Source organism: Chitinolyticbacter albus, from assembly GCF_024437655.1.
Taxonomy (GTDB): domain Bacteria; phylum Pseudomonadota; class Gammaproteobacteria; order Burkholderiales; family Chitinibacteraceae; genus Chitinolyticbacter; species Chitinolyticbacter albus.
On sequence record NZ_JANBVF010000017.1, the window covers coordinates 61,761 to 81,147 of the forward strand.

At 65.0% G+C, this 19,387-nt stretch carries 22 protein-coding genes; 15 read left to right on the top strand and 7 right to left on the bottom strand.

All coding sequences use genetic code 11. From position 1 onward, the window contains the following. Nucleotides 1-59: 59 nt before the first annotated feature. The 3 genes from NLI84_RS11725 to NLI84_RS11735 are packed head-to-tail and all read right to left on the bottom strand — an operon-like array spanning nt 60 to nt 2,778. Nucleotides 60-680, bottom strand: coding sequence for a Smr/MutS family protein (locus NLI84_RS11725; protein ID WP_255990361.1), 621 nt, complete (start codon nt 678-680; stop codon nt 60-62). 26 nt (nt 681-706) lie between these two features. Further along, the gene (locus NLI84_RS11730; protein WP_255990362.1) at nt 707-2,110 is read right to left on the bottom strand and encodes a sensor histidine kinase; all 1,404 of its coding nucleotides are present in this window, start codon (nt 2,108-2,110) and stop codon (nt 707-709) included. After that, nucleotides 2,107-2,778 (bottom strand): response regulator, encoded by a 672-nt coding sequence (locus NLI84_RS11735; RefSeq protein WP_255990366.1) that lies wholly within the window; start codon nt 2,776-2,778, stop codon nt 2,107-2,109. The genes NLI84_RS11730 and NLI84_RS11735 overlap by 4 nt, the downstream gene beginning before the upstream one ends. Before the next feature lie 170 nt (nt 2,779-2,948). Between NLI84_RS11735 and NLI84_RS11740 the strand changes: the two genes are divergently transcribed. The 3 genes from NLI84_RS11740 (at nt 2,949) to NLI84_RS11750 (ending at nt 6,535) form a co-directional block, all read left to right on the top strand. Further along, nucleotides 2,949-4,043 carry an ABC transporter substrate-binding protein gene (locus NLI84_RS11740; protein WP_255990367.1) on the top strand — a complete coding sequence of 365 codons (1,095 nt, stop codon included), beginning with the start codon at nt 2,949-2,951 and terminating at the stop codon, nt 4,041-4,043. 132 nt (nt 4,044-4,175) lie between these two features. Further along, nucleotides 4,176-4,811, top strand: coding sequence for a carbonic anhydrase (locus NLI84_RS11745; RefSeq protein WP_255990371.1), 636 nt, complete (start codon nt 4,176-4,178; stop codon nt 4,809-4,811). An 11-nt stretch (nt 4,812-4,822) separates the two neighbouring features. Beyond that, the gene (locus NLI84_RS11750) at nt 4,823-6,535 is read left to right on the top strand and encodes a SulP family inorganic anion transporter (protein WP_255990373.1); all 1,713 of its coding nucleotides are present in this window, start codon (nt 4,823-4,825) and stop codon (nt 6,533-6,535) included. 97 nt (nt 6,536-6,632) lie between these two features. Here the strand turns inward: NLI84_RS11750 and NLI84_RS11755 are convergent, their stop codons facing one another. The 4 genes from NLI84_RS11755 to crcB form a co-directional block, all read right to left on the bottom strand. Further along, entirely contained in the window at nt 6,633-6,971 is a 339-nt protein-coding gene (locus tag NLI84_RS11755; RefSeq protein WP_255990375.1) for a VanZ family protein, read from the bottom strand. Between the two features lie 101 nt (nt 6,972-7,072). Beyond that, entirely contained in the window at nt 7,073-8,029 is a 957-nt protein-coding gene (gene trxB / locus NLI84_RS11760; RefSeq protein ID WP_255990376.1) for a thioredoxin-disulfide reductase, read from the bottom strand. A 79-nt stretch (nt 8,030-8,108) separates the two neighbouring features. Further along, nucleotides 8,109-8,438: a DUF190 domain-containing protein gene (locus tag NLI84_RS11765; protein ID WP_255990377.1), complete on the bottom strand. Its 330-nt coding sequence runs from the start codon at nt 8,436-8,438 to the stop codon at nt 8,109-8,111. Nucleotides 8,439-8,442: 4 nt separating this feature from the next. Beyond that, a complete protein-coding gene (gene crcB / locus NLI84_RS11770) occupies nt 8,443-8,826 on the bottom strand; it encodes a fluoride efflux transporter CrcB (RefSeq protein ID WP_255990378.1) in 384 nt (127 codons plus the stop codon). 81 nt (nt 8,827-8,907) lie between these two features. Between crcB and NLI84_RS11775 the strand changes: the two genes are divergently transcribed. From NLI84_RS11775 to rseP, 12 genes are all read left to right on the top strand, one after another. After that, nucleotides 8,908-9,597 (top strand): MlaE family ABC transporter permease, encoded by a 690-nt coding sequence (locus tag NLI84_RS11775; RefSeq protein WP_255990380.1) that lies wholly within the window; start codon nt 8,908-8,910, stop codon nt 9,595-9,597. After that, the gene (locus tag NLI84_RS11780; RefSeq protein WP_255990381.1) at nt 9,597-10,193 is read left to right on the top strand and encodes a hypothetical protein; all 597 of its coding nucleotides are present in this window, start codon (nt 9,597-9,599) and stop codon (nt 10,191-10,193) included. The genes NLI84_RS11775 and NLI84_RS11780 overlap by 1 nt, the downstream gene beginning before the upstream one ends. Further along, on the top strand, nt 10,180-11,148 hold the full coding sequence (locus tag NLI84_RS11785) for an MlaD family protein (protein WP_255990382.1): 969 nt from the start codon (nt 10,180-10,182) through the stop codon (nt 11,146-11,148). The genes NLI84_RS11780 and NLI84_RS11785 overlap by 14 nt, the downstream gene beginning before the upstream one ends. Nucleotides 11,149-11,152: 4 nt before the next feature. Further along, on the top strand, nt 11,153-11,947 hold the full coding sequence (locus tag NLI84_RS11790) for a tetratricopeptide repeat protein (RefSeq protein ID WP_255990383.1): 795 nt from the start codon (nt 11,153-11,155) through the stop codon (nt 11,945-11,947). Between the two features lie 149 nt (nt 11,948-12,096). Next, nucleotides 12,097-12,816: a 30S ribosomal protein S2 gene (gene rpsB, locus NLI84_RS11795; RefSeq protein ID WP_255990385.1), complete on the top strand. Its 720-nt coding sequence runs from the start codon at nt 12,097-12,099 to the stop codon at nt 12,814-12,816. Between the two features lie 83 nt (nt 12,817-12,899). Next, nucleotides 12,900-13,784 (top strand): translation elongation factor Ts, encoded by an 885-nt coding sequence (tsf, locus tag NLI84_RS11800; RefSeq protein ID WP_255990386.1) that lies wholly within the window; start codon nt 12,900-12,902, stop codon nt 13,782-13,784. A 99-nt stretch (nt 13,785-13,883) separates the two neighbouring features. After that, a complete protein-coding gene (gene pyrH, locus NLI84_RS11805; protein WP_255990388.1) occupies nt 13,884-14,603 on the top strand; it encodes a UMP kinase in 720 nt (239 codons plus the stop codon). Between the two features lie 93 nt (nt 14,604-14,696). Continuing rightward, a complete protein-coding gene (frr, locus tag NLI84_RS11810; RefSeq protein ID WP_255990390.1) occupies nt 14,697-15,254 on the top strand; it encodes a ribosome recycling factor in 558 nt (185 codons plus the stop codon). 9 nt (nt 15,255-15,263) lie between these two features. Beyond that, nucleotides 15,264-16,028, top strand: coding sequence for a polyprenyl diphosphate synthase (uppS, locus tag NLI84_RS11815; protein ID WP_255990392.1), 765 nt, complete (start codon nt 15,264-15,266; stop codon nt 16,026-16,028). Further along, nucleotides 16,022-16,822: a phosphatidate cytidylyltransferase gene (locus tag NLI84_RS11820; protein WP_255990393.1), complete on the top strand. Its 801-nt coding sequence runs from the start codon at nt 16,022-16,024 to the stop codon at nt 16,820-16,822. Before uppS ends, NLI84_RS11820 begins: the two co-directional genes overlap by 7 nt. A gap of 17 nt (nt 16,823-16,839) precedes the next feature. Then, the gene (gene ispC, locus NLI84_RS11825) at nt 16,840-18,051 is read left to right on the top strand and encodes a 1-deoxy-D-xylulose-5-phosphate reductoisomerase (RefSeq protein WP_255990394.1); all 1,212 of its coding nucleotides are present in this window, start codon (nt 16,840-16,842) and stop codon (nt 18,049-18,051) included. Beyond that, the gene (rseP, locus tag NLI84_RS11830) at nt 18,045-19,382 is read left to right on the top strand and encodes an RIP metalloprotease RseP (protein ID WP_255990397.1); all 1,338 of its coding nucleotides are present in this window, start codon (nt 18,045-18,047) and stop codon (nt 19,380-19,382) included. The genes ispC and rseP overlap by 7 nt, the downstream gene beginning before the upstream one ends. The last annotated feature ends 5 nt before the right edge of the window (nt 19,383-19,387 follow it).

The window sequence follows — 19,387 nt, forward strand, 5'->3', positions numbered from 1 at the left end:
GATGGGGTGCGCCAGCGGCACACGCAAGCCAGATGGGGGCGGCTAGCGCTTATGCCAAGCTAATGCTCGCGCCAGCCCTTGAGCAGCACCAGCACCGCGCCACTGCCGCCGTCGACCGAGCGTGCCTGGGCGAAGGCGAGCACTTCGTCGCGCTGGGCCAGCCAGTTCTTCAGCTTCAGTTTCAGCACCGGCTGCTTCTGCTTCGAGCCCAGCCCCTTGCCGTGGATGACGCGCACACAACGCTGGTTGCGGTGGCGGCAGGCCAGCAGGAATTCGGCGACAGCCAGCCGCCCGGTGTCGACCGTATGGCCATGCAGATCGAGCTCGGCCTGCACCACCCATTCGCCGCGCCGCAGGCGCTTGAGCGTATTGAGCTTCATGCCGGGGCGCAGGTAGAGCAGTTCCTCGCCACTTTCCAGTTCGTCCCAAGGCCAGAAATCGCTCATCGCCTCGGACATCACGCGCGCTTCGTCCTGCCAGCGCTGCAGCGGCCAGGGGCTGGGCCGCTTGGGCGGGTGGATGTAGCGATCCCAGCTGATGGGCCTGGCGCCGGCCATTGCGGCCACGAACAGCTCGTGATCGCTAGGTGGCGGTGGCGCGGCGGGCCGTGCGATGGGTGCTGGCGTGGCGCGCAGCGTTTTTTTCAGTTGCTTGAGCAGGCGCTTGGCTTCGTCGTCCATGCCGTGGCGTCCGTATTGATTTGTGCCTAGGTTAGCACGGGCCACGGCACCGCCAGCGGCAGGGCGATGCGTACGGTGAGCCCGCCGCCGGGCGTGTCGGCGAGCGTCACTTCCGCCTGATGGCGCGCGGCCACTTCGGCCACGATGGCCAACCCCAGCCCGCTGCCGTCGCCCTGCGCGGTCGAGCCGCGGTGAAAGCGTGCAAACACCAGTTTGTGTTCGGCCGCGGGAATACCGGGCCCGGTATCGGCCACGACGATGATTGCGTGCTCCCCCTCGCGTTCGATGCCCAGGGTGATGGCGCTGCCTGCGCCGGCATAGCGGATGGCGTTGTCGATCAGGTTGCCGACCATGTCCTGCAGCAGTGAAGGGTGGCTGCGCACCTGCAGGCTGGCGCAATCGCCCAGGCCCAGGTCCACGCCCTGGCGCCGCGCCAGCGCCACCCAGTCGAGCGCGCACAGTCGCAAGGCGGCCGACAGATCGAGCACGGTGAGCGGCAGCGGGCCGGTGGCGTCCTGTTCCAGTCGCGCAAGCTTGAGCAACTGGCCGACGCCGTGGGCGGCGTCGTCGAGCGAGCGACGCATGGTGCCAAGCCGGGTGCGCATTGCGCTGCTGCTGTGTTCGCGCTCGGCCAGTTCCGCCTGGGCGGCCAGCACGGCGAGGGGGGTCTTCAACTGGTGGGCGGCGTCGGTAAAGAAGCGCTGCCGGGCCTTGATCATGCAGCGCAGCCGTTCCAGATACTGGTTGAGCGCCGCCACCAGCGGCAGCAATTCTTCAGGGCGTTGCCGGGTGGAGAAGGGCGCGAGCTCGTCGTCGCTGCGGGTGCTCACCTCGCGGGTGAGCGACCATAGCGGGGCCAGGCCGCGACGCAGCGCGGTCAGCACGATGGCGGTCATCAGGGCCATCAGCAAGGCCTGGCGCCACAGCGCGTCGAACAGCATGTTGCGCGCGAACTCCCGGCGCATCTCGCCGCTCTCGCCGATGATCACCCAGGCCACGCGAGAGGGCATGGCGGTGATGGCATGCACGGGCTGGCGGATTGCGATCAGCCGCAGTCGCTCGCCATGGTAGTTGGCATCGTAATACTGCGGCTGGTAGAGCTCGGGCGCCGGCCCCTCGGGGTGGGGCAGGTCGCCGTAGCCGGTGAGCAGCAGGCCGCGCTCGTCGCTGACGCGGTAGAACACCCGCACCGCCGTGCCGCCTTCAAAGTATTCCAGTGCCTCGTGCGGCAGACTCACTTGCAGTTCGCCCTGCTTGAGCGAGATGCCCTTGAAAATGCTGACTGCCGAAGCATAAAGCGTGCGATCAAAGCCGGAGTAGGCGCCTTCGAGCGCGCGGTGGTAGACGATGATGGCGTCGAGTACCAGAACCAGTAGCAGCGGCAACAACAAGGTGAGGGCAAGGCGTTGCCGCAGGCTGCGCGAGGTCATGCCGCCGTTTGCGCTTCAAGCATGTAACCGATGCCGCGCAGGGTGACGATGCCGATTTCGGCGTCGGCGAGCTTGCGGCGCAGCCGATGCACGTAGATCTCGATCGCCTCGGCGCTGCCCGATTCCATGCCGAACACCTGGTCAGTCAGCGTCTCCTTGGCCACGGCCCGGCCCGCCCGCAGCATCAAGAGTTCCAGCACCGAGTGTTCGCGCGGCGTCAGCGCCAGCGGACAGCCTTTCAGCGTGAACAGCCTGCCCAGCGTGTCGTAGCCGAGCGGACCGTAGGCCAGCTGCGCCTGCTCCAGACCGTGTGCCCGGCGGATCAACGCCCGGGCGCGGGCTTCGAGCTCGGCAAGCTCGAACGGCTTGGCAAGGTAATCGTCGGCGCCGAGATCGAGCCCGCGCACCCGGTCCTCGATGGCGCCGTGCGCGGTGAGGATCAGCACCGGAACGCGGTTGCGCCGGTTGCGCAGCCGGCGCAGCACTTCCCAGCCATCGAGCCGGGGCAGCGCGAGGTCGAGCACCACCAGTTGATAGGACTGCGTGAGCAGCACGTGGTCGGCTTCGGCACCGTCGCTGGCGTGATCGACGGCGAAGCCGGCCTGTTTCAGCGCGGTCGCGATCGCCTCGGCGAGCGTTTGGTGGTCTTCAACCAGCAGGATACGCATCGCGGCTTCTCCGGGGGAACTGCGGCCGAATGTTAACGAATGATGGCATTCTTGCGATGGCCTTCAGTCGCAGCCAGGTGGCCCGTGGGATGAAAGCCGTTTGTAGGCTTTATTGCATTACGATGTATGAAAAAAGTGGATGCGCGCCGTAGCTTGCCCCCGGAGCGCGCATGCCCAGAAAGTCCTGTTTCCCGTTCGCGGCCCTGCGGCCGTTCTTGTCCCTGTTGGTGGTACTCACTTGGCTGATCGGCCTGCCGTCGCCCCATGCGGCGCGCTACCGGCTGGCGCGGGCAGAAGGACGCGTCGTCATCTATTCGGTGACCGACGCCAAGCGGGTGCGCCCGCTGATTGCCCGTTTCGAGGCGCGCTATCCCGGAGTGCGGGTCGACTACCGCGAAATGAACAGCCTGGCCCTGCACCGGCGTTTCCTCGACGATCTGGCGCAGCGCCGTGATGGCGCGGATCTGCTGTGGAGTTCGGCGATGGATCTGCAGATCAAGCTCGTCAACGACGGCCATGCCCAAGCCTATCGCACCGCCGAAGCCCACGCCTTGCCGGATTGGGCCGGTTATCGCCATCAGGCGTGGGCAACGACCTTCGAGCCCGTGGTGATCGCTTATCACCGGCAGCGCTTGCCGGAAGCGCAGGTACCGCGCAGCCATCTGGCGCTGACCCGGCTACTGGAGCGGCATCCCGCGCGCTGGCGTGGCCGGCTGGCCACTTATGACATCGAGCGCTCCGCCGTCGGCTTCAGTTTTCTGGCCCACGACGAGCGCATCGGCGGCGAGGCGATCTGGCGCCTGGTGCGCAGGCTGGGCGAGGCACGCGTCGAGCTGCATGCCACCACCGAGGCCATGGTCGAGCGCCTGGTCAGCGGCGAGATCGATCTTGCCTACAACGCTGTTGGCTCCTATGTCTTGGCGCGTGCTGCCAGCGATCCCCGTATCGGCTTTGTCTTTCCTCACGACTACACGCTGGTGTTGAGCCGGATCGCGGTAATTCCCCGCGCTGCGCGCCGCCCGCACGCCGCACGGCTATGGCTGGATTTTCTGCTGTCACGCGAAGGGCAGCGCCTGCTCAGCGACCAGCACCTGCTGTCGATCCGCTGGGATGGCGGCGACGAGTTGGGCGCCGCCGACCTCACGCGAATACTGCGCGACAGCGTCAAGCCGATACAGCCTGGACCCGGCCTGTTGGCCTTGCAGGATCAGCGCAACCGGGCAGCACTGATTGCGCGCTGGCGCAAGGAGGTGGGCAGGCGATAAAGCGGCCATTCAGGATGAAAGGCAGAAAATAAAGGTTGTGCGTCAATATGTTGTTGGGAAATAGACAGCTTCGATTCGGATACTGGCGCCTCCTTCGCACTTGCTGCGAAGCAACATCACAAGGAGATTCCCGTGCAGAAGCTGTTTGATGGTACCCAACGTTTTCGCAACGATACCTTTCCCCGCCACCGCGAGCTGTTCGACCGGCTCTCGGCGCGGCAACAGCCCGAAGTGCTGTTCATCACCTGCTCCGATTCGCGCATCGATCCCAATCTGCTGACCCAGACCGAACCGGGCGACATCTTCGTGCTGCGCAACGCCGGCAACATCGTGCCGCCGCACGGTGCCAGCAGCGGCGGTGAAGAGGCGACCATCGACTACGCGGTGCAGGTGCTCGGCATCGAGCACATCGTGGTGTGTGGCCATTCCGATTGCGGCGCGATGAAAGGCCTGCTGCATCCGGAAAAGTTGAACGAATTGCCGGCGGTGGGGCGCTGGCTGGCACACGCCGAGGCGACGCGCAGCGTGGTGCATTGCACCTGCCACGGTCGGCCGGACCATGAAAAGCTGGACGAGGCGATCCGCCAGAATGTGCGGGTGCAGCTCAATCACCTGCGCACCATACCTTCGGTGAACGCCGGACTGGTGCGAGCCCGGTTGCAGCTGCACGGCTGGGTGTACGACATTGCCTCGGGCCAGGTGCATGTGGTGGACGAAACCACCGGTCGCTATGTTGCCGGCGCCGATGTTGCGCTCGCCACCAACTGAGGGCCGCTGCCATGCACGCAAGCAACTCGTCCGTCGCGGTCGATGACCTCGATACCGTGCTGGGTCTTCCCGGCGCCAGCGATGTGCGCTTCCAGCAAGCGCAGAAGCCGCGCGGCGAAGGCTGGCTGAACGGCCTGCTGGCCTGGCGCCGCCATGCGGCGGCCGACACGCTGGCATCGGTGGTGGTGTTCCTGGTGGCGCTGCCGTTGTGCATGGGCATCGCCATCGCCTCGGGCGTGCCGGCCGCCACCGGCATCCTCACCGGCATCATCGGCGCGCTGATCGTCGGCCCGCTTGCCGGCTCGCCGCTGCTGGTGAGCGGGCCGGCGGCGGGCCTGGCAGTGATCAATTGGGAGCTGGTGCAGCAGCACGGCATCGTGGCGCTGGGCCCGGTGGTACTGGCCGCCGGCCTGATGCAGATGGCGGCCGGCTCGCTGCGGCTGGGCCAGTGGTTTCGCGCGGTGTCGCCGTCGGTGATCCACGGCATGCTGGCCGGGATCGGCGTCTCCATCGTCGCGGCCCAGCTCTACATCCTGCTGGACATGAAACCCTTGGGGAACGGCCTGCGCAATCTCAGCAGCTACCCCGAGCAGATCGGCGCCGTGCTGGCGGGCCTGGCGTCGGCCCCGGCCGGCCTGTTGGCGCCAGTCAACGGCTCCAGCGCCCATCTGGCTGGCCTCGTCGGCGTGGTGACCATCGTGCTGATGCTGGCCTGGGGCAAGTTCGCCCCCAGGTCGATGAAGCTGGTGCCGGCACCGCTGGTGGCGGTGATCGGCGGTTCGCTGTTCGCCGGTGTCCTGGCCTTGCCCATCCGCTATGTCAACGTGCCGGCCAACCTGCTCGAAGGCGTCACCCTGGCCAATCCGCTGGTGCTGCCGCAGCTGCTGTCGGGCGAGCTCCTGATGGCAGCGCTGGCGATGGCCTTCATCGCCAGTGCGGAAACACTGCTGTCGGCCGTGGCGGTCGACAAGCTGCACGACGGCGCGCGCACCAAATACTCCAAGGAGCTGTTTGCCCAGGGCGTGGGCAATGCGCTGTGCGGCCTCGTGGGCGCGCTACCGATGACCGGGGTGATCGCGCGTTCCAGCGCCAATGTGCAGGCGGGCGCCAAGAGCCGCGGCTCGACCATCCTGCATGGGGTGTGGCTGCTGCTGTTTGTTGCCTTGCTGCCCTTCGTGCTGCGCAGCGTACCCATCGCCAGCCTGGCGGCGGTGCTGGTGGTGATCGGCTGCAAGCTGATCAACCCCAGGGATATCGTCAAGCTCAAGGGGTTTGGCAAGGTAGAGCTCGGCATCTACGTGGTGACGCTGCTGGCCATCGTCTGCTCGGACCTGCTCGACGGCGTGATGCTGGGCATTGGCCTCGCCTTCGGCAAGCTGCTTTACGACCTGCTGCACCTGGAGGCACGCCTGCGCATCGACCAGGCCACACGTCGCGCGGTGCTCAAGCTCAAGGGCGCCGCCACCTTCGTGCGCCTGCCTACGCTGGCGAAGTCGCTGGAACAGGTGCCGCACGATGTGGAGCTGCACGTGAACATCCGCGAGCTCAGCTATATCGATCCCGCCTGCCTCGAACTGCTGGAGGATTGGGGGCACCAGCATCGCGCCACCGGTGGCTCCGTGGTGATCGAATGGGATTCCCTGCTTGCCAAATACCGCCGTGACGGCAAGCGCACCATGCAGCAGTTGCATGGCAGCGTGGAAGTTGCAACGGCCAAAGCTTGACCCACTCCTCCTCGTGACTCTTGTAGTCCGTTGCGCGGCGCAAGCCGCGCTTTTTTTCATCAAATTGTTGTGAAGAGGGCGCGGGCTGGCAATGTGTTCAGCGCCCGTAGCGGCGCTGCATCATCTGGGCGCAAAGCATCAGCAATACACCGAGCAGGGCGCCGGCCGCATTGGCGGCCATGTCGAGCGCTTCGAACTGACGGAACGGGGTCAGCATCTGTGCGAACTCGACCGCGATCCCCATTGCGCTGGCAGCGAGCCATACCGGCAACGGCCTGCGAAACACCCCCATCGCCAGTAGCGCCAACACGCCATAGCCGACGAAGTGGTGCAGTTTGTCGCCGCCAGGAGCGATAGGCGCGGTCAGTGGCCAGAGCGAGCCGATCCAGATGGCGGCGGTCCAGAGGGCGAGCAGCAGTTTGGGTAGGTTTTTCATGGCGGTGGCAGATAAAGGTGCGGCTGCAGTCTACGCGCAGCGTTTGCTCCGCGCATGAAAAAGCCGCCCACGGAAGGCGGCTTATCCCGGCAGGAACTCGCTTACTTGCGCAGCGATTCCAGGTACTTGTCGGCATCGAGCGCAGCCTGGCAGCCCGATGCGGCCGAAGTCACGGCCTGACGGTAGATATGGTCCTGCACGTCGCCTGCGGCGAACACGCCGGCGATGCTGGTGCCGGTGGCACCGCCGTCGCGACCGCCACGGGTGATGATGTAGCCGGTCTGGTCCATCTCCAGCTGGCCCTTGAAGATGTCCGTATTGGGCTTGTGGCCGATGGCGATGAACACGCCGGTCAGTTGCAGTTCGCGCGTCGCACCGCCCTGGCTCGACTTCAACCGCACACCGGTCACGCCGCTGGCGTCACCCAGTACTTCATCCAGCGTTTCGTTCAGTGCCAGCGTGATCTTGCCAGCCTCGACCTTTTCCATCAGGTGATCGACCAGGATCTTCTCGGCGCGGAAGGTGTCGCGACGATGCACCAGCGTCACGTGGTCGGCGATGTTGGCAAGATACAGCGCCTCTTCCACGGCGGTATTGCCGCCGCCGATCACCGCAACCTGCTGGCCACGGTAGAAGAAACCGTCGCAGGTGGCGCAGGCGGACACGCCGCGACCGGCAAACGCTTCCTCGCTCGGCAGGCCCAGGTACTGGGCCGAGGCGCCAGTGGCGATGATCAGCGCGTCGCAGGTGTATTCGCCTGCATCGCCGATCAGCTTTTTCGGGCTGCTCTTCAGGTCCACGGTGTGGATATGGTCGAAGATCATCTCGGTGCCGAAGCGCTCGGCGTGCTTCTGAAAGCGCGTCATCAGTTCCGGGCCCTGCACGCCGTCGGCATCGGCCGGCCAGTTGTCCACGTCGGTCGTCGTCATCAGCTGGCCACCCTGGGCAAGACCGGTGACCAGTACCGGCTTGAGGTTGGCACGGGCGGCGTAGACGGCCGCAGTGTAGCCCGCGGGGCCGGAACCGAGGATCAACAGACGGGAATGTTTGGTGGCCATGGACATGAATCCTAGTAGGGGGGTCTGCGAAAGGTGCGTAGTTTAAAACGCCCCCGTCGCCCCGGCTAATCGGAAATGTTTATGGGGCCGATTGATCCGTCTGACCGGTGATCCGCATCGTCACCGGCACATCGAGGTAGGGCAGTTCCAGCCCGGCGGCACCGATGGCCGCGACGAGGCGGGCGATGATGGCAGGCTCGGCGATCACCTCGACCGCGACCGGTTGCTCGGCCAGTTCGAAGAAATGCGCCTCGTGCCAGCCGTGGCGGCCGAACCCGGCGAGCGCATGAAAGGCGGTGGCACCGGCCGCACCTTGTCGTTTGGCCTCCTGCAGCAACCACTCGTAGAGCGGGATGCCGGCGTGCCGGCTGCTCTGCTTCAGATAGAACCGCACCAGCACCGCGTTCATGGGGTCATCCCTTGATCCATTCGACCGAGCGCAGCCCCAGCCAGGTCAGCGTGAGCGAGCCGCCGACGTGGGCGGCGATGCCCGATAGCGCCCACAGCGGTTGCTGGCGCAGCATCAGCATGGTGATTTCGGCCGAAAACGTGGAAAAGGTGGTCAAGCCGCCGAGAAAACCGGTGGTGGCGAAGAGTCTGACTTCGGCGGGTGCCGTTTGCCACAGGCTGAACACGCCGAGCGTGATGCCTATCAGGTAGCCGCCTACCCAGTTGGCCGCCAGCGTGCCCAGCGGCACGGTGGGAAACAGCGGGTTGAGCATCACGGAAAGACCCCAACGAGCCCAGGCGCCTATGGCAGCCCCAAGCCCGATGAGCGCAAAGGCGGTGGGATTCATGCGTATTTCGGGACGGAGAGAATGCGCCGATTATAGGCGCGCTTTGCTATAGTCGGCGCTAGCTCAAGTTTCGATCAGGCCATGGCGCTGACCACCGTATTCACTTCCTTGCTCGAGTTGCGTCGTCCACCCGTGCGGCGCGTGCTGATGAAGCAGGTCTACTTCACCGGCAATGAGGCGGCCTACATCGTGCTGCTGATTGGTTTCGCGCTGGGCGGCATCGTGGTCAGCCAGCTGCATGACCAGTACGGCCAGAGCCGCGAAGCGGCGCAGCGCCTGCTGGCGATGTTGAGCTTTCGCGAGATCACGCCCTTGATGGTCGGTCTCATCCTGATCGCGCGCTCGTCCTCCGCCGTGGCCAGCGAGCTCGCCAGCATGCGGGTGCATGGCGAGATCCGCAGCCTGATGCGCTTCGGGATCGATCCTGTTGCCTATCTGATCCTGCCGCGCGTGCTGGGCATGACCGTGGCTTCCGCGCTGCTGGGCTTTTTGCTCGCGGTATCGGTACAGGTCGGCGGCGCGGTGTTCGCCTCCGGTGCCGATGTGAGTTACCAGTTGTTGCAGGCCGATCGCGTGCTGACTCCGGGCATGGTGCTGACTTGCCTCGGGAAATCCGCGCTGTTTGGCATGGCCGCGTCGCTGGTTGCCTGCGTGGTCGGTCTGCGTGCCCAGCCTTATGTGACCGAGATACCCAAGGCGTCGTCGCGCGCGGTGGTGCGCGGCCTGGTGGCGGTGTTTCTGCTCGATCTCGTCTGGGCACTGGTGAGCTGATGGCCGACAGCTTTGTATTGTCGCTCGCCATCCCGCTGGAAGTGCGCCTGGGCGAGCGCTACTGGCTGGAGGTGCCTGGCGAGCATCTGCGCGATCGCCAGCTCGATATGCTGGCGCTGGCGGCCCAGTCGCAATGGCCCGGCCTAGTCGCCAGCCTTGACGGCAGTGGCGGCCTCGTCAACAACCTGCGAGTGTGGGAGAACCTGATCCTGCCTGCCTGGTACCACCATGCCGAGCCGTTGGCGCGGCTGGAGCAAGTGCTGCTGACGTTGTTCGACGAAATCGGCATAGCCGAGGACGAGGCAGCCAAGCTGTGCCAGGGCTTGCCAGCCGCGCTGGCGCGCGAGCAAAAGCGCGAGCTGGCGCTGGTGCGTGCGGCCATGCTCGAGCCTTGCTGCCTGGTGGTTGACGGGGACTGGTTTGGTTTTCTTTCCTATGGCCGCGGGCTCGATTGCCGCGCGCTGTTCGACCGCCTGACGCAATCGGCGGTTACTTTCGTGGCGGCGGCGTATCCGCCGCCTGTTCCGGGCTATCGCCGCCTGGTCTTGGACGAGGCCGGGCAACTTATCGTATCGGGCGACTATGAAGCTGCTTAAGGATGTCGATCCGCGTTTCCAATGGCTGAGCTGGCGTGTCGGCGCCTTTGTCGGCAGCGCGCTGATGCTGGTGCTGGTGGTGATCGCCCTGCTGGGCTACAAACAGGGCTATTTTGTGCCCAAGAATCGGCTGCATTTCGTCGCCGAGAACGGCAATGGCATGGCTGCGGGCATGCAGGTACGGTTGTCTGGCTTCAAGATCGGCGTGGTCGACAAGGTGGCGCTGAACGATCAGGCCAAGGTCGACGTCGAGCTGTTGATCGAAGAGCGCCACATGAAATGGATCAAGCCCGATTCGATGGCGCTGATGCAGCAGGAGGGCCTGATCGGCGATCACTATATCGAGATCGCCGGCGGCAGCCCCAATGCCAAGCCGGTGGAGGACGGTGCCAAGCTCACCTATGCACCGACGCTGGGCCTGTCCGAGATCGCGCTCGATCTGCGCCAGCGCACCATCCCGGTGATTGATTCGGTACAAAGCACGCTCGATTACCTGAATGACCCGCAGGGTGATCTGCGCGGCACGGTGGCCAATGTGCGCAAGCTCACTGAAGAGCTCAGCACCACGCGCGCTGCAGTCGACCAACTGCTCGCCAATCTGGACAAGCTCTCCGCCGAACAGGTGCCGCAGGCCGTCAACCAGCTGCAGGCCACGCTGCAGCGCACCGAACGCATCGCCGCCGAAATCGAGAACAAGCTGCCTGGCGTGATGGACAAGCTCGACGGTACCTTGCAGCAGGCGCAGGGCGCGGCCAGCGAGGCGCACGCCGCGGCGAGCACCGCGCGCAAGGCGATCGACGAGGCCGCACCGCGTCTGCCATCGCTGGTGCGCAATGCCGACGATCTCGTCAGCACCGGCAACGACATGCTCGATGGCGCCAGCCGCAGCTGGCCGCTCAAGCTATGGCTGACGCCGACCGATGCCTCGGCACCGGTCGCGACGAGCAGGGAGTGAGGTGATGCGTATCCAGATTCTTGCGATGGCCTTGCTGCTGGCCGCCTGCGCCAGCGAACCCAAGGTGGCGCAGCCGCCGCGCCTGGCAGTTGCCGAATCGGCGATGAAGGCGGCGCAGCGGGCCTGGCGGGCCGAGCACTATGCTGACGCCGCGACATCCTGGCAGACCGCGTTCGACGCCTATCGCAGCGTCGATCATTGGGCGGGGCAGGGCGAAGCCAGGCTAGGGCTGGCGCGGGCCTTTGCCCGCCAGGGCGAGGTGGCCGCCGCGGGCAATGTGCTGGCCGGCATGCCGGAACAGGCATTGTTCCCGATCGCGCTGCGCGGCCGTGCGGCGTATCAACTGGCGGTGCTGTCGGCCAGAACGCAGCCGGACGAAGCCGGCAGGCGACTGGCGCAAGCGCGCGCGCTGTGCGCGTCGCCTTGCGCGATCGCCGCACAGCTCGACAATCTGGAGGCGCGGTTGAACCTGGCGCGCGATCCCGCACTCGCGGCGGCGCGGATCGCCAACGTGCTGGCGCTCGGCGAGGCGTTGGCGCTTGCCGAGCGCGCGCACGCGCACCGGTTGCAGGCCGAATTGCAGTTGAACGCGGGCGCCGTTCCCGCTGCGAGGCAAGCGCTGCAGCAGGCCATCACGCTCGACAAGGAGCTGGCCGATTCAGCGTTCCTTGCCGACGATTTTGCCTTGTTGGCCCGCATTGCGCGCGCCACCGGCGATGCCGACCTGCTGCTGGAAGCGCAGACGCGTCTGGCCAGTCTGTGCGCGGCGATCCGGGTGCCTGCCTGCCGCGAGATCTGAGGCGTCTTGTGGTCCGGCATGCATCCACGCTATACTTGCGCGTTCCGCAAAGTCGCGGAAATCTTCCCGGTTCGCCCCTTAAGGGTGTCCTGGCTCAGGCCAGGATGTCGCGCGAACGGTAGGCCATAACCCTTATTAGGAAATCAGTCATGTCGATCAGCATGCGCGAAATGCTCGAGGCCGGTGTTCACTTCGGCCATCAAACCCGTTACTGGCACCCGAAGATGGGTCAATACATCTTCGGTGCACGCAACAAGATTCACATCATCAACCTGGAAAAGACCCTGCCGCTGCTCGAAGACGCGCTGAAGTACGTGCGTCGCCTGTCGGCCAACAAGGGCACTATCCTGTTCGTTGGCACCAAGCGCCAAGCCCGCGAAATCCTGGCTGAAGAAGCGCAGCGCGCCGGCAGCCCGTTTGTCGACCATCGCTGGCTCGGTGGCATGCTGACCAACTTCAAGACGGTCAAGCAATCGATCAAGCGCCTGGAAGAGCAACAAGCGATCCTGGCCGACGAAAACAGCGGCTACGGCAAGAAAGAACTGCTGACCATTCAGCGCGAAGTCGAGAAGCTCGAGCGCTCGCTGGGCGGCATCAAGGACATGAAGGGTCTGCCGGACGCGATCTTCATCATCGATACCGGCTACCAGCACGGTACCGTCGTCGAAGCCAAGAAGCTTGGCATTCCGGTCATCGGTGTGGTCGATACCAACAATGATCCGCAAGGTATCGACTACGTGATCCCGGGTAACGACGATTCGTCCCGCGCGATCCGCCTGTATGCCCGCGCCATGGCCGACGCCGTGATCGAAGGCCGCAACCAGGCCGTGACCGAAATCGTTGAAGCCGCTGCTGCCGCCGAAGCGTAATCGTTCATCAGCAATATCAGCGAAAAAGGGGCGACGCAGCCCCTTTTTCGTAATCGCAATCTAGACGAATTCAGGAGAACACCATGGCGGACATCACCGCAAAAATGGTTGCCGAGCTGCGCGAACTGACCGGCCTTGGCATGATGGAATGCAAGAAGGCGCTGGTTGAGACCGAAGGCGACATCAAGAAGGCCGAAGAGCTGCTGCGGATCAAGTCGGGCAACAAGGCGTCCAAGATGGCCGGCCGTACCGCTGCCGAAGGCGTGGTCGTGTCCTACATCTCCGACGACAAGAAGCTCGGTGCCATCATCGAAGTGAACTGTGAAACCGACTTCGTCGGCAAGGACGAGAACTTCGCCGCCTTCGCGCGCGCTGCCGCCAAGGCGGTGGTCGATGCCAACCCGGCCGACATCGTCGCGCTGGCCGACGTGAAGACCGACTCGGGCGCAACCGTCGAAGACCTGCGCAAGGCCATCATCGCCAAGCTCGGCGAAAACATGACGCTGCGCCGCTTCGTGCGCTACGAAACCAGCGGTCAGCTGGCTGCCTATCTGCACGGCGCCAAGCTGGGCGTGCTGATCGACTACACCGGTGGCGACGAGCAACTGGGCAAGGACCTGGCCATGCACATCGCCGCCAGCAAGCCCAAGGCGCTCGACGCATCGGGCGTCGATGCCGAGCTGATCGAAACCGAGCGTCGCGTCGCCATCGAGCGTGCCAAGGAAGCGGGCAAGTCGGGCGAGATGCTGGACAAGATCGCCGAAGGCACGGTGCAGAAGTTCCTGAAGGAAGTGACGCTGCTGAGCCAGGTGTTCGTCAAGGCCGAGGACGGCAAGCAGACCATCGAGCAACTGGTGAAGTCGAAGTCCGCTACGGTGAACCGCTTTGCCCTGATCGTGGTCGGCGAGGGCATCGAAAAGGCCGTAGTTGACTATGCTGCGGAAGTGGCAGCGGCCGCCAAGCTGTAAGTGCCAACGGCCCGGCGGGGCCGTTTACCCCCCGCAACACGCCGCGCGGCAACGCGCGGCGTTTCCACGCCCAGAGTCCCTATCGATAAGGAAATCCGCATGAGCCAGGCCCCCAAGTACAAGCGCATCCTGCTGAAACTCTCCGGCGAGGCCCTGATGGGCGAGGATAGCTATGGCATCAACCGTGCGACGATCGAACGCATCGTCGGCGAAGTGAAGGACGTGGTCGACCTTGGGGTGCAGGTCGCCGTGGTCATCGGTGGTGGCAATATCTTCCGTGGCGTCGCGCCGGCCGCGGCCGGCATGGACCGTGCCACCGCTGACTATATGGGCATGCTCGCCACCGTGATGAACGCGCTGGCGCTGCAAGATGCAATGCGCCACGCCGGCGTGGTGTCGCGGGTGCAGTCCGCGCTGACCATCCAGCAAGTGGCCGAGCCCTATGTCCGTGGCAAGGCGATCCGCTATCTGGAAGAAAACAAGGTAGTGATCTTCGGCGCCGGTACCGGCAACCCGTTCTTCACCACCGATACCGCTGCCGCGCTGCGTGGCATGGAAGTGGGCGCGGATATCGTGCTCAAGGCCACCAAGGTCGACGGCGTCTATACGGACGATCCGAAGAAGAACCCGGACGCCGTGCGTTACCAGACCGTGACCTTCGACGAGGCCATCGGCCGTAACCTGAAGGTGATGGATGCCACGGCGTTTGCACTGTGCCGTGACCAGAAGATGAATATCGCCGTGTTCAGCATTTTCAAGCAAGGCGCTTTGAAGCGCGTCGTGCTTGGGGAAGACGAAGGCACGCTGGTACACTGCTGAATTCGCGACGAAGTCCGTCGCCAGTAGTCCGCAAGCATTGCATTGAACAGGCGGCGTTCCCGCCTGTTCGTTTTCGTAGCATAAGGATTTGTGATGACCGCCGAGATCAAACAGAACACCGAAGCCAAGATGCAGAAATCGGTCGAGACGCTGAAGGCCAACCTCGCCAAAGTGCGCACCGGCCGCGCCCACACCGGCCTCTTGGATCACGTGATGGTCGATTACTGGGGCACCCCCACCCCGATCAGCCAGGTTGCGGCCGTCAACCTGATCGATTCGCGCACCATCGGCGTGCAGCCCTGGGAAAAGCCCATGGTGGCCAAGGTGGAAAAGGCGATCCGCGATTCGGATCTGGGTCTGAATCCCGCCACCAATGGCGACGTGATCCGTGTGCCGATGCCGATGCTGACCGAAGAGCGCCGCAAGGATCTGACCAAGGTGGTGCGTGGCGAGGCCGAGGACGCGCGCGTGGCCGTGCGCAACGTGCGTCGCGACGCCAACGACCAGCTCAAGCGTCTGTTGAAGGACAAGGAAATCTCCGAAGACGACGATCGCCGCGGCCAGGATGATGTGCAGAAACTGACCGACCGCTATATCGCCGACATCGACAAGCTGCTGGCCGAGAAAGAAAAAGAGCTGATGACGGTTTAAGGAGCGGACGTGGCAATCTTCCGCAGTTCCACGCGCGACGTGCCTGCCGAGGTGCCAAGCGTGCCGCAGCACATCGCCATCATCATGGATGGCAATGGGCGCTGGGCCAAGCAACGCATGATGCCGCGCGTGTTCGGCCACAAGAAAGGCGTCGATGCGCTGCGCGAGACGGTGAAGACCTGCGACGCGCTCGGCGTGCGCTACCTCACCGTGTTTGCGTTCAGCAGCGAGAACTGGCGGCGTCCGGCCGACGAGGTCTCGTTCCTGATGGGCTTGTTCCTCAAGGTGCTGGGCACCGAGATTGACCGCATGCACGAGCGCGACATCCGCCTCAAGATCGTCGGCGATCGCAGCAAGTTCGCACCCGAACTCGTCAAGTTGATCGAGGCGGCCGAGGCACGCACTGCCGGCAATATCGGGCTCACCCTGTCGATCGCCGCGGACTACGGCGGTCGTTGGGATGTGCTGAGCGCGATCAATACGCTGCTTGCCGTCCAGCCGGACAAGGCCGGGCAGGTGGGCGAGGACGATATCGCGCCTTATCTGGCGATGAGCTACGCACCCGAACCCGATCTCTTTATCCGTACCGGTGGTGAGCAGCGCATCAGCAATTTCTTGCTGTGGCAGCTGGCCTATTCCGAGCTGTATTTCACCGATCTGTTGTGGCCTGACTTTGACGCGACGGCGCTGAATGACGCCATTGCCTGGTATCAGGGGCGTGAGCGCCGCTTCGGCCGCACCAGCGAGCAATTGCAGGCGGCCAGCGGATGCTGAAAACACGCATCCTGACCGCCATCGCGCTGCTGCCACTGGTCCTGGCCGCGCTCTTTTGGCTACCGCATTCGGGCTGGGTGTTGTTCTGTGCGCTGGTCTGCGGCCTTGCGGCCTGGGAGTGGAGTCGGCTGTGCGCGCTCAAAGGTGCCGCAACGCTGCTGCTGCCGCTGCTGGTCGTCGCCGCCATCGTCGCGCTGGCACCGGGTCGCATTCCCGTTTATGACGCTCCCTGGTGGCCCTTGGTGTTGGCCGGTGCCTTGTTCTGGCTGCTGGTCGCTCCGGCCTGGCTGCGCTGGCGCTGGCCGCTGGCGCAGACCCTGGCGCGCGGGCTGCCGATCGGGCTGCTGCTGCTGCTGGCTGCCGGCCTCGCGCTGGTCGCCTTGCGCGGCGCGGTCGGCCCGCTCGGTGTGCTGGCGGTGTTTGCCATCGCCTGGGTCGCCGATACTGCGGCCTATTTTGCGGGAAAGGCCTTTGGTCGCCACAAGCTCGCACCGGCCATCAGCCCCGGCAAGACGTGGGAAGGTGTGGCGGGCGCCGCGCTCGGCGTGTCGATCTATGCCTTGGTGCTGGCGCACCTGGCCGGCCGTTCCTGGTGGGCGATGTTGCTGGCCGGCTGGTTGCTGTTGGCCGTTTCCATCATCGGCGATCTGATCGAATCGCTGTTCAAACGCCAGGCCGGACTCAAGGACTCGAGCAATCTGCTGCCCGGACACGGTGGCGTGCTGGACCGTATCGATAGCCTGATTGCCTTGCTGCCGCTGGCCCTGCCGGTCATCTACTGGCTGCCCCACTAGTTTTACCGGATACCCCCATGTCCTCCATCCAGACTCTGACCGTGCTTGGCGCCACTGGCAGCATCGGCGTGAACACGCTCGACGTGGTGGCGCGCTACCCCGATCGCTATCGGGTTCATGCCCTCACCGGTGCCAGTCAGCTCGACAAGTTGCTGGCGCAGGCGCTGCAGTTCCGGCCGCGTTATGTGGTCGTGCTCGACGAAGCCTCGGCCGAGCGTCTTGCGCGCGACTTGAAGCGCGCCGGTAGCGAAACGGAAGTGTTGTGCGGCACCGCGGCGCTGGAAGCGGTGTCGACCGCACCCGAAGTCGACGCGGTGATGGCGGCCATCGTCGGTGCCGCCGGCATGCGCCCGACGCTGGCAGCGGCTCGCGCCGGCAAGCGGGTGCTGCTGGCCAACAAGGAAACGCTGGTGCTGGCTGGTCGGCTGTTCATGGACGCGGTCAATGCCCATGGCGCCGAGCTGCTGCCGATCGACAGCGAGCACAACGCCATCTACCAGGTGCTGCCGCGCCCTCATCGCGAGCATCCCTATGCCCAGACGCTGAGCGACGTTGGCGTCAGGCGCATCATCCTCACCGCCTCCGGTGGGCCGTTCCGTACCCGTGCCGCTGACACCTTTGCCGCCATCACGCCCGAAGAAGCAGTCAAGCATCCCAACTGGGCGATGGGTCGCAAGATCTCGGTCGATTCGGCCAGCCTGATGAACAAGGGGCTGGAAGTGATCGAGGCGCGCTGGCTGTTCAATGCGCAGCCGAACGAAATTTCGGTGGTGGTGCATCCGCAGAGCATCGTGCATTCCATGGTCGAATACGCCGATGGCTCGGTGCTGGCGCAACTCGGCGCGCCCGACATGCGCACGCCGATCGCCTATGGCATGGCGTATCCGGAGCGGGTGGAGGCCGGGGTCAAGTCGCTGGATCTCTTCAGCGTCGGCCGCCTCGATTTCGAAGCGCCGGATCTGGCGCGCTTTCCCTGCCTGCGCCTCGCGTTCGAAGCGCTGCAGGCCGGCGGTGCCGCGACCGCCGTGCTCAACGCCGCCAACGAAGTGGCCGTCGATGCCTTCTTGCAGCACAAGCTGTCGTTTCCCGGCATCGCTGCCTTGAACGAAACGGTGCTGTGCCAACTGGCGCACCTGCCCGCGGACAGCCTGGAGGCGTTGATGCAGGCTGATGCCGCGGCGCGGGAAGCGGCGCTGGCGTGGCTTGTGCGCGAGGGCGTGCCGTGCTGACCGTGCTCGCTTTCATCGTCACGCTGGGGGTGCTCGTCACCATCCACGAGTACGGCCACTACTGGGTCGCCAAGCGGTGTGGCGTGAAGGTGCTGACGTTCTCGATCGGTTTTGGCAAGCCATTGCTGCAATGGCAGCGCGGCGATACGACGTGGCAGCTCGCGTTGTTACCGCTCGGTGGCTATGTGCGCATGCTCGACGAACGGGAGGCGGCCGTGCCTGCTGCGGATCTTGCCCGCTCGTTCAATCGCCAGCACCCATTGAAGAAGATGGCTGTCGTCGTGGCGGGGCCCCTTGCCAATCTGCTGCTGGCGTGCGGCTTGTATTGGGGCCTGAATGCCTGGGGGGTAGACGCGCTGCGTCCGGTTGCGGGCGAAGTGCGGGCCGGCAGTCCGGCCGCGATGGCGGGCATGGCCAATGGCGACGAGATTGTCCGCGTAGGCGATACCGCGATCGTCAGCTGGGAGCGCCTGTTCGTTGCCCTGATCGACGAAGCCGGTAGTGATGAGCCGCTGCGCCTCACCGTGCATAGGGCGGGCGTGGGCGAGCGCCAGATCGAGTTGCCGCCGGTTGCGGTACGCGATATCAATCCACAATTGCTCGGACGCCTGGGCTTGAGTCCGGTGCCGGTACTGAAGAGGGTCTCGCAGGTGACGCCTGGCAGCGCGGCCGAGCGCGCGGGATTCCGCCAGCACGATGAAATCGTGGCTTTCAATGGCCAGCCTGTGCCATCCTGGTCAGCCTTTCAGGTGCAGGTCGGCGCTTCCGCAGGCAAGGCTGCGAAAATCACCGTGCGCCGGGACGGCGCTCAGCTCGAGCTGACGGCGACGCCGGAGCGCAGCTCGGTCGATGGCCGCACCGTCGGGCGCTTGGGCCTGGTGCCCACGGTGGACGAGGCGGGCTGGGCCGCGCAACGGATCCGGCTGGAATACGGACCGCTTGAGGCGTTGGGGCAAGGGCTAGATAAGGCGTGGACCTATGCCCGGATCACGCTGGTGATGTTTGGCCGCATGCTGATCGCCCAGGCGCCGCTCGACCAGATCAGCGGTCCGGTCACGATCGCCGTCTACGCGGGCGAAAGCGCCAAGGCGGGGTGGAGCACTTACCTCGATTACCTGGCGCTGATCAGTCTTAGCCTTGCCGTACTGAACCTGCTGCCTGTGCCGGTGCTGGACGGCGGGCATTTGCTGTATCATACGGCCGAGCTTTTGACCGGTCGTCCGGTCCCCGCCCGCGTTGAGGAAATCGGCCAACGTCTAGGGCTTGTCTTATTGCTGGCGCTGATGGCTTTGGCGCTGTTCAACGATTTCAATCGCTTCGTCCCTGGCTGAACCGG

Excerpts from the sequence above, each read along its gene's own strand:
- NLI84_RS11725 (WP_255990361.1), bottom strand. The coding sequence starts at position 680 with ATGGACGACGAAGCCAAGCGCCTGCTCAAGCAACTGAAAAAAACGCTG.
- NLI84_RS11730 (WP_255990362.1), bottom strand. The coding sequence starts at position 2,110 with ATGACCTCGCGCAGCCTGCGGCAACGCCTTGCCCTCACCTTGTTGTTG.
- NLI84_RS11735 (WP_255990366.1), bottom strand. The coding sequence starts at position 2,778 with ATGCGTATCCTGCTGGTTGAAGACCACCAAACGCTCGCCGAGGCGATC.
- NLI84_RS11740 (WP_255990367.1), top strand. The coding sequence starts at position 2,949 with ATGCCCAGAAAGTCCTGTTTCCCGTTCGCGGCCCTGCGGCCGTTCTTG.
- NLI84_RS11750 (WP_255990373.1), top strand. The coding sequence starts at position 4,823 with ATGCACGCAAGCAACTCGTCCGTCGCGGTCGATGACCTCGATACCGTG.
- NLI84_RS11755 (WP_255990375.1), bottom strand. The coding sequence starts at position 6,971 with ATGAAAAACCTACCCAAACTGCTGCTCGCCCTCTGGACCGCCGCCATC.
- trxB (WP_255990376.1), bottom strand. The coding sequence starts at position 8,029 with ATGGCCACCAAACATTCCCGTCTGTTGATCCTCGGTTCCGGCCCCGCG.
- NLI84_RS11765 (WP_255990377.1), bottom strand. The coding sequence starts at position 8,438 with ATGAACGCGGTGCTGGTGCGGTTCTATCTGAAGCAGAGCAGCCGGCAC.
- crcB (WP_255990378.1), bottom strand. The coding sequence starts at position 8,826 with ATGAATCCCACCGCCTTTGCGCTCATCGGGCTTGGGGCTGCCATAGGC.
- NLI84_RS11775 (WP_255990380.1), top strand. The coding sequence starts at position 8,908 with ATGGCGCTGACCACCGTATTCACTTCCTTGCTCGAGTTGCGTCGTCCA.
- NLI84_RS11780 (WP_255990381.1), top strand. The coding sequence starts at position 9,597 with ATGGCCGACAGCTTTGTATTGTCGCTCGCCATCCCGCTGGAAGTGCGC.
- NLI84_RS11785 (WP_255990382.1), top strand. The coding sequence starts at position 10,180 with ATGAAGCTGCTTAAGGATGTCGATCCGCGTTTCCAATGGCTGAGCTGG.
- NLI84_RS11790 (WP_255990383.1), top strand. The coding sequence starts at position 11,153 with ATGCGTATCCAGATTCTTGCGATGGCCTTGCTGCTGGCCGCCTGCGCC.
- rpsB (WP_255990385.1), top strand. The coding sequence starts at position 12,097 with ATGTCGATCAGCATGCGCGAAATGCTCGAGGCCGGTGTTCACTTCGGC.
- tsf (WP_255990386.1), top strand. The coding sequence starts at position 12,900 with ATGGCGGACATCACCGCAAAAATGGTTGCCGAGCTGCGCGAACTGACC.
- pyrH (WP_255990388.1), top strand. The coding sequence starts at position 13,884 with ATGAGCCAGGCCCCCAAGTACAAGCGCATCCTGCTGAAACTCTCCGGC.
- frr (WP_255990390.1), top strand. The coding sequence starts at position 14,697 with ATGACCGCCGAGATCAAACAGAACACCGAAGCCAAGATGCAGAAATCG.
- NLI84_RS11820 (WP_255990393.1), top strand. The coding sequence starts at position 16,022 with ATGCTGAAAACACGCATCCTGACCGCCATCGCGCTGCTGCCACTGGTC.
- ispC (WP_255990394.1), top strand. The coding sequence starts at position 16,840 with ATGTCCTCCATCCAGACTCTGACCGTGCTTGGCGCCACTGGCAGCATC.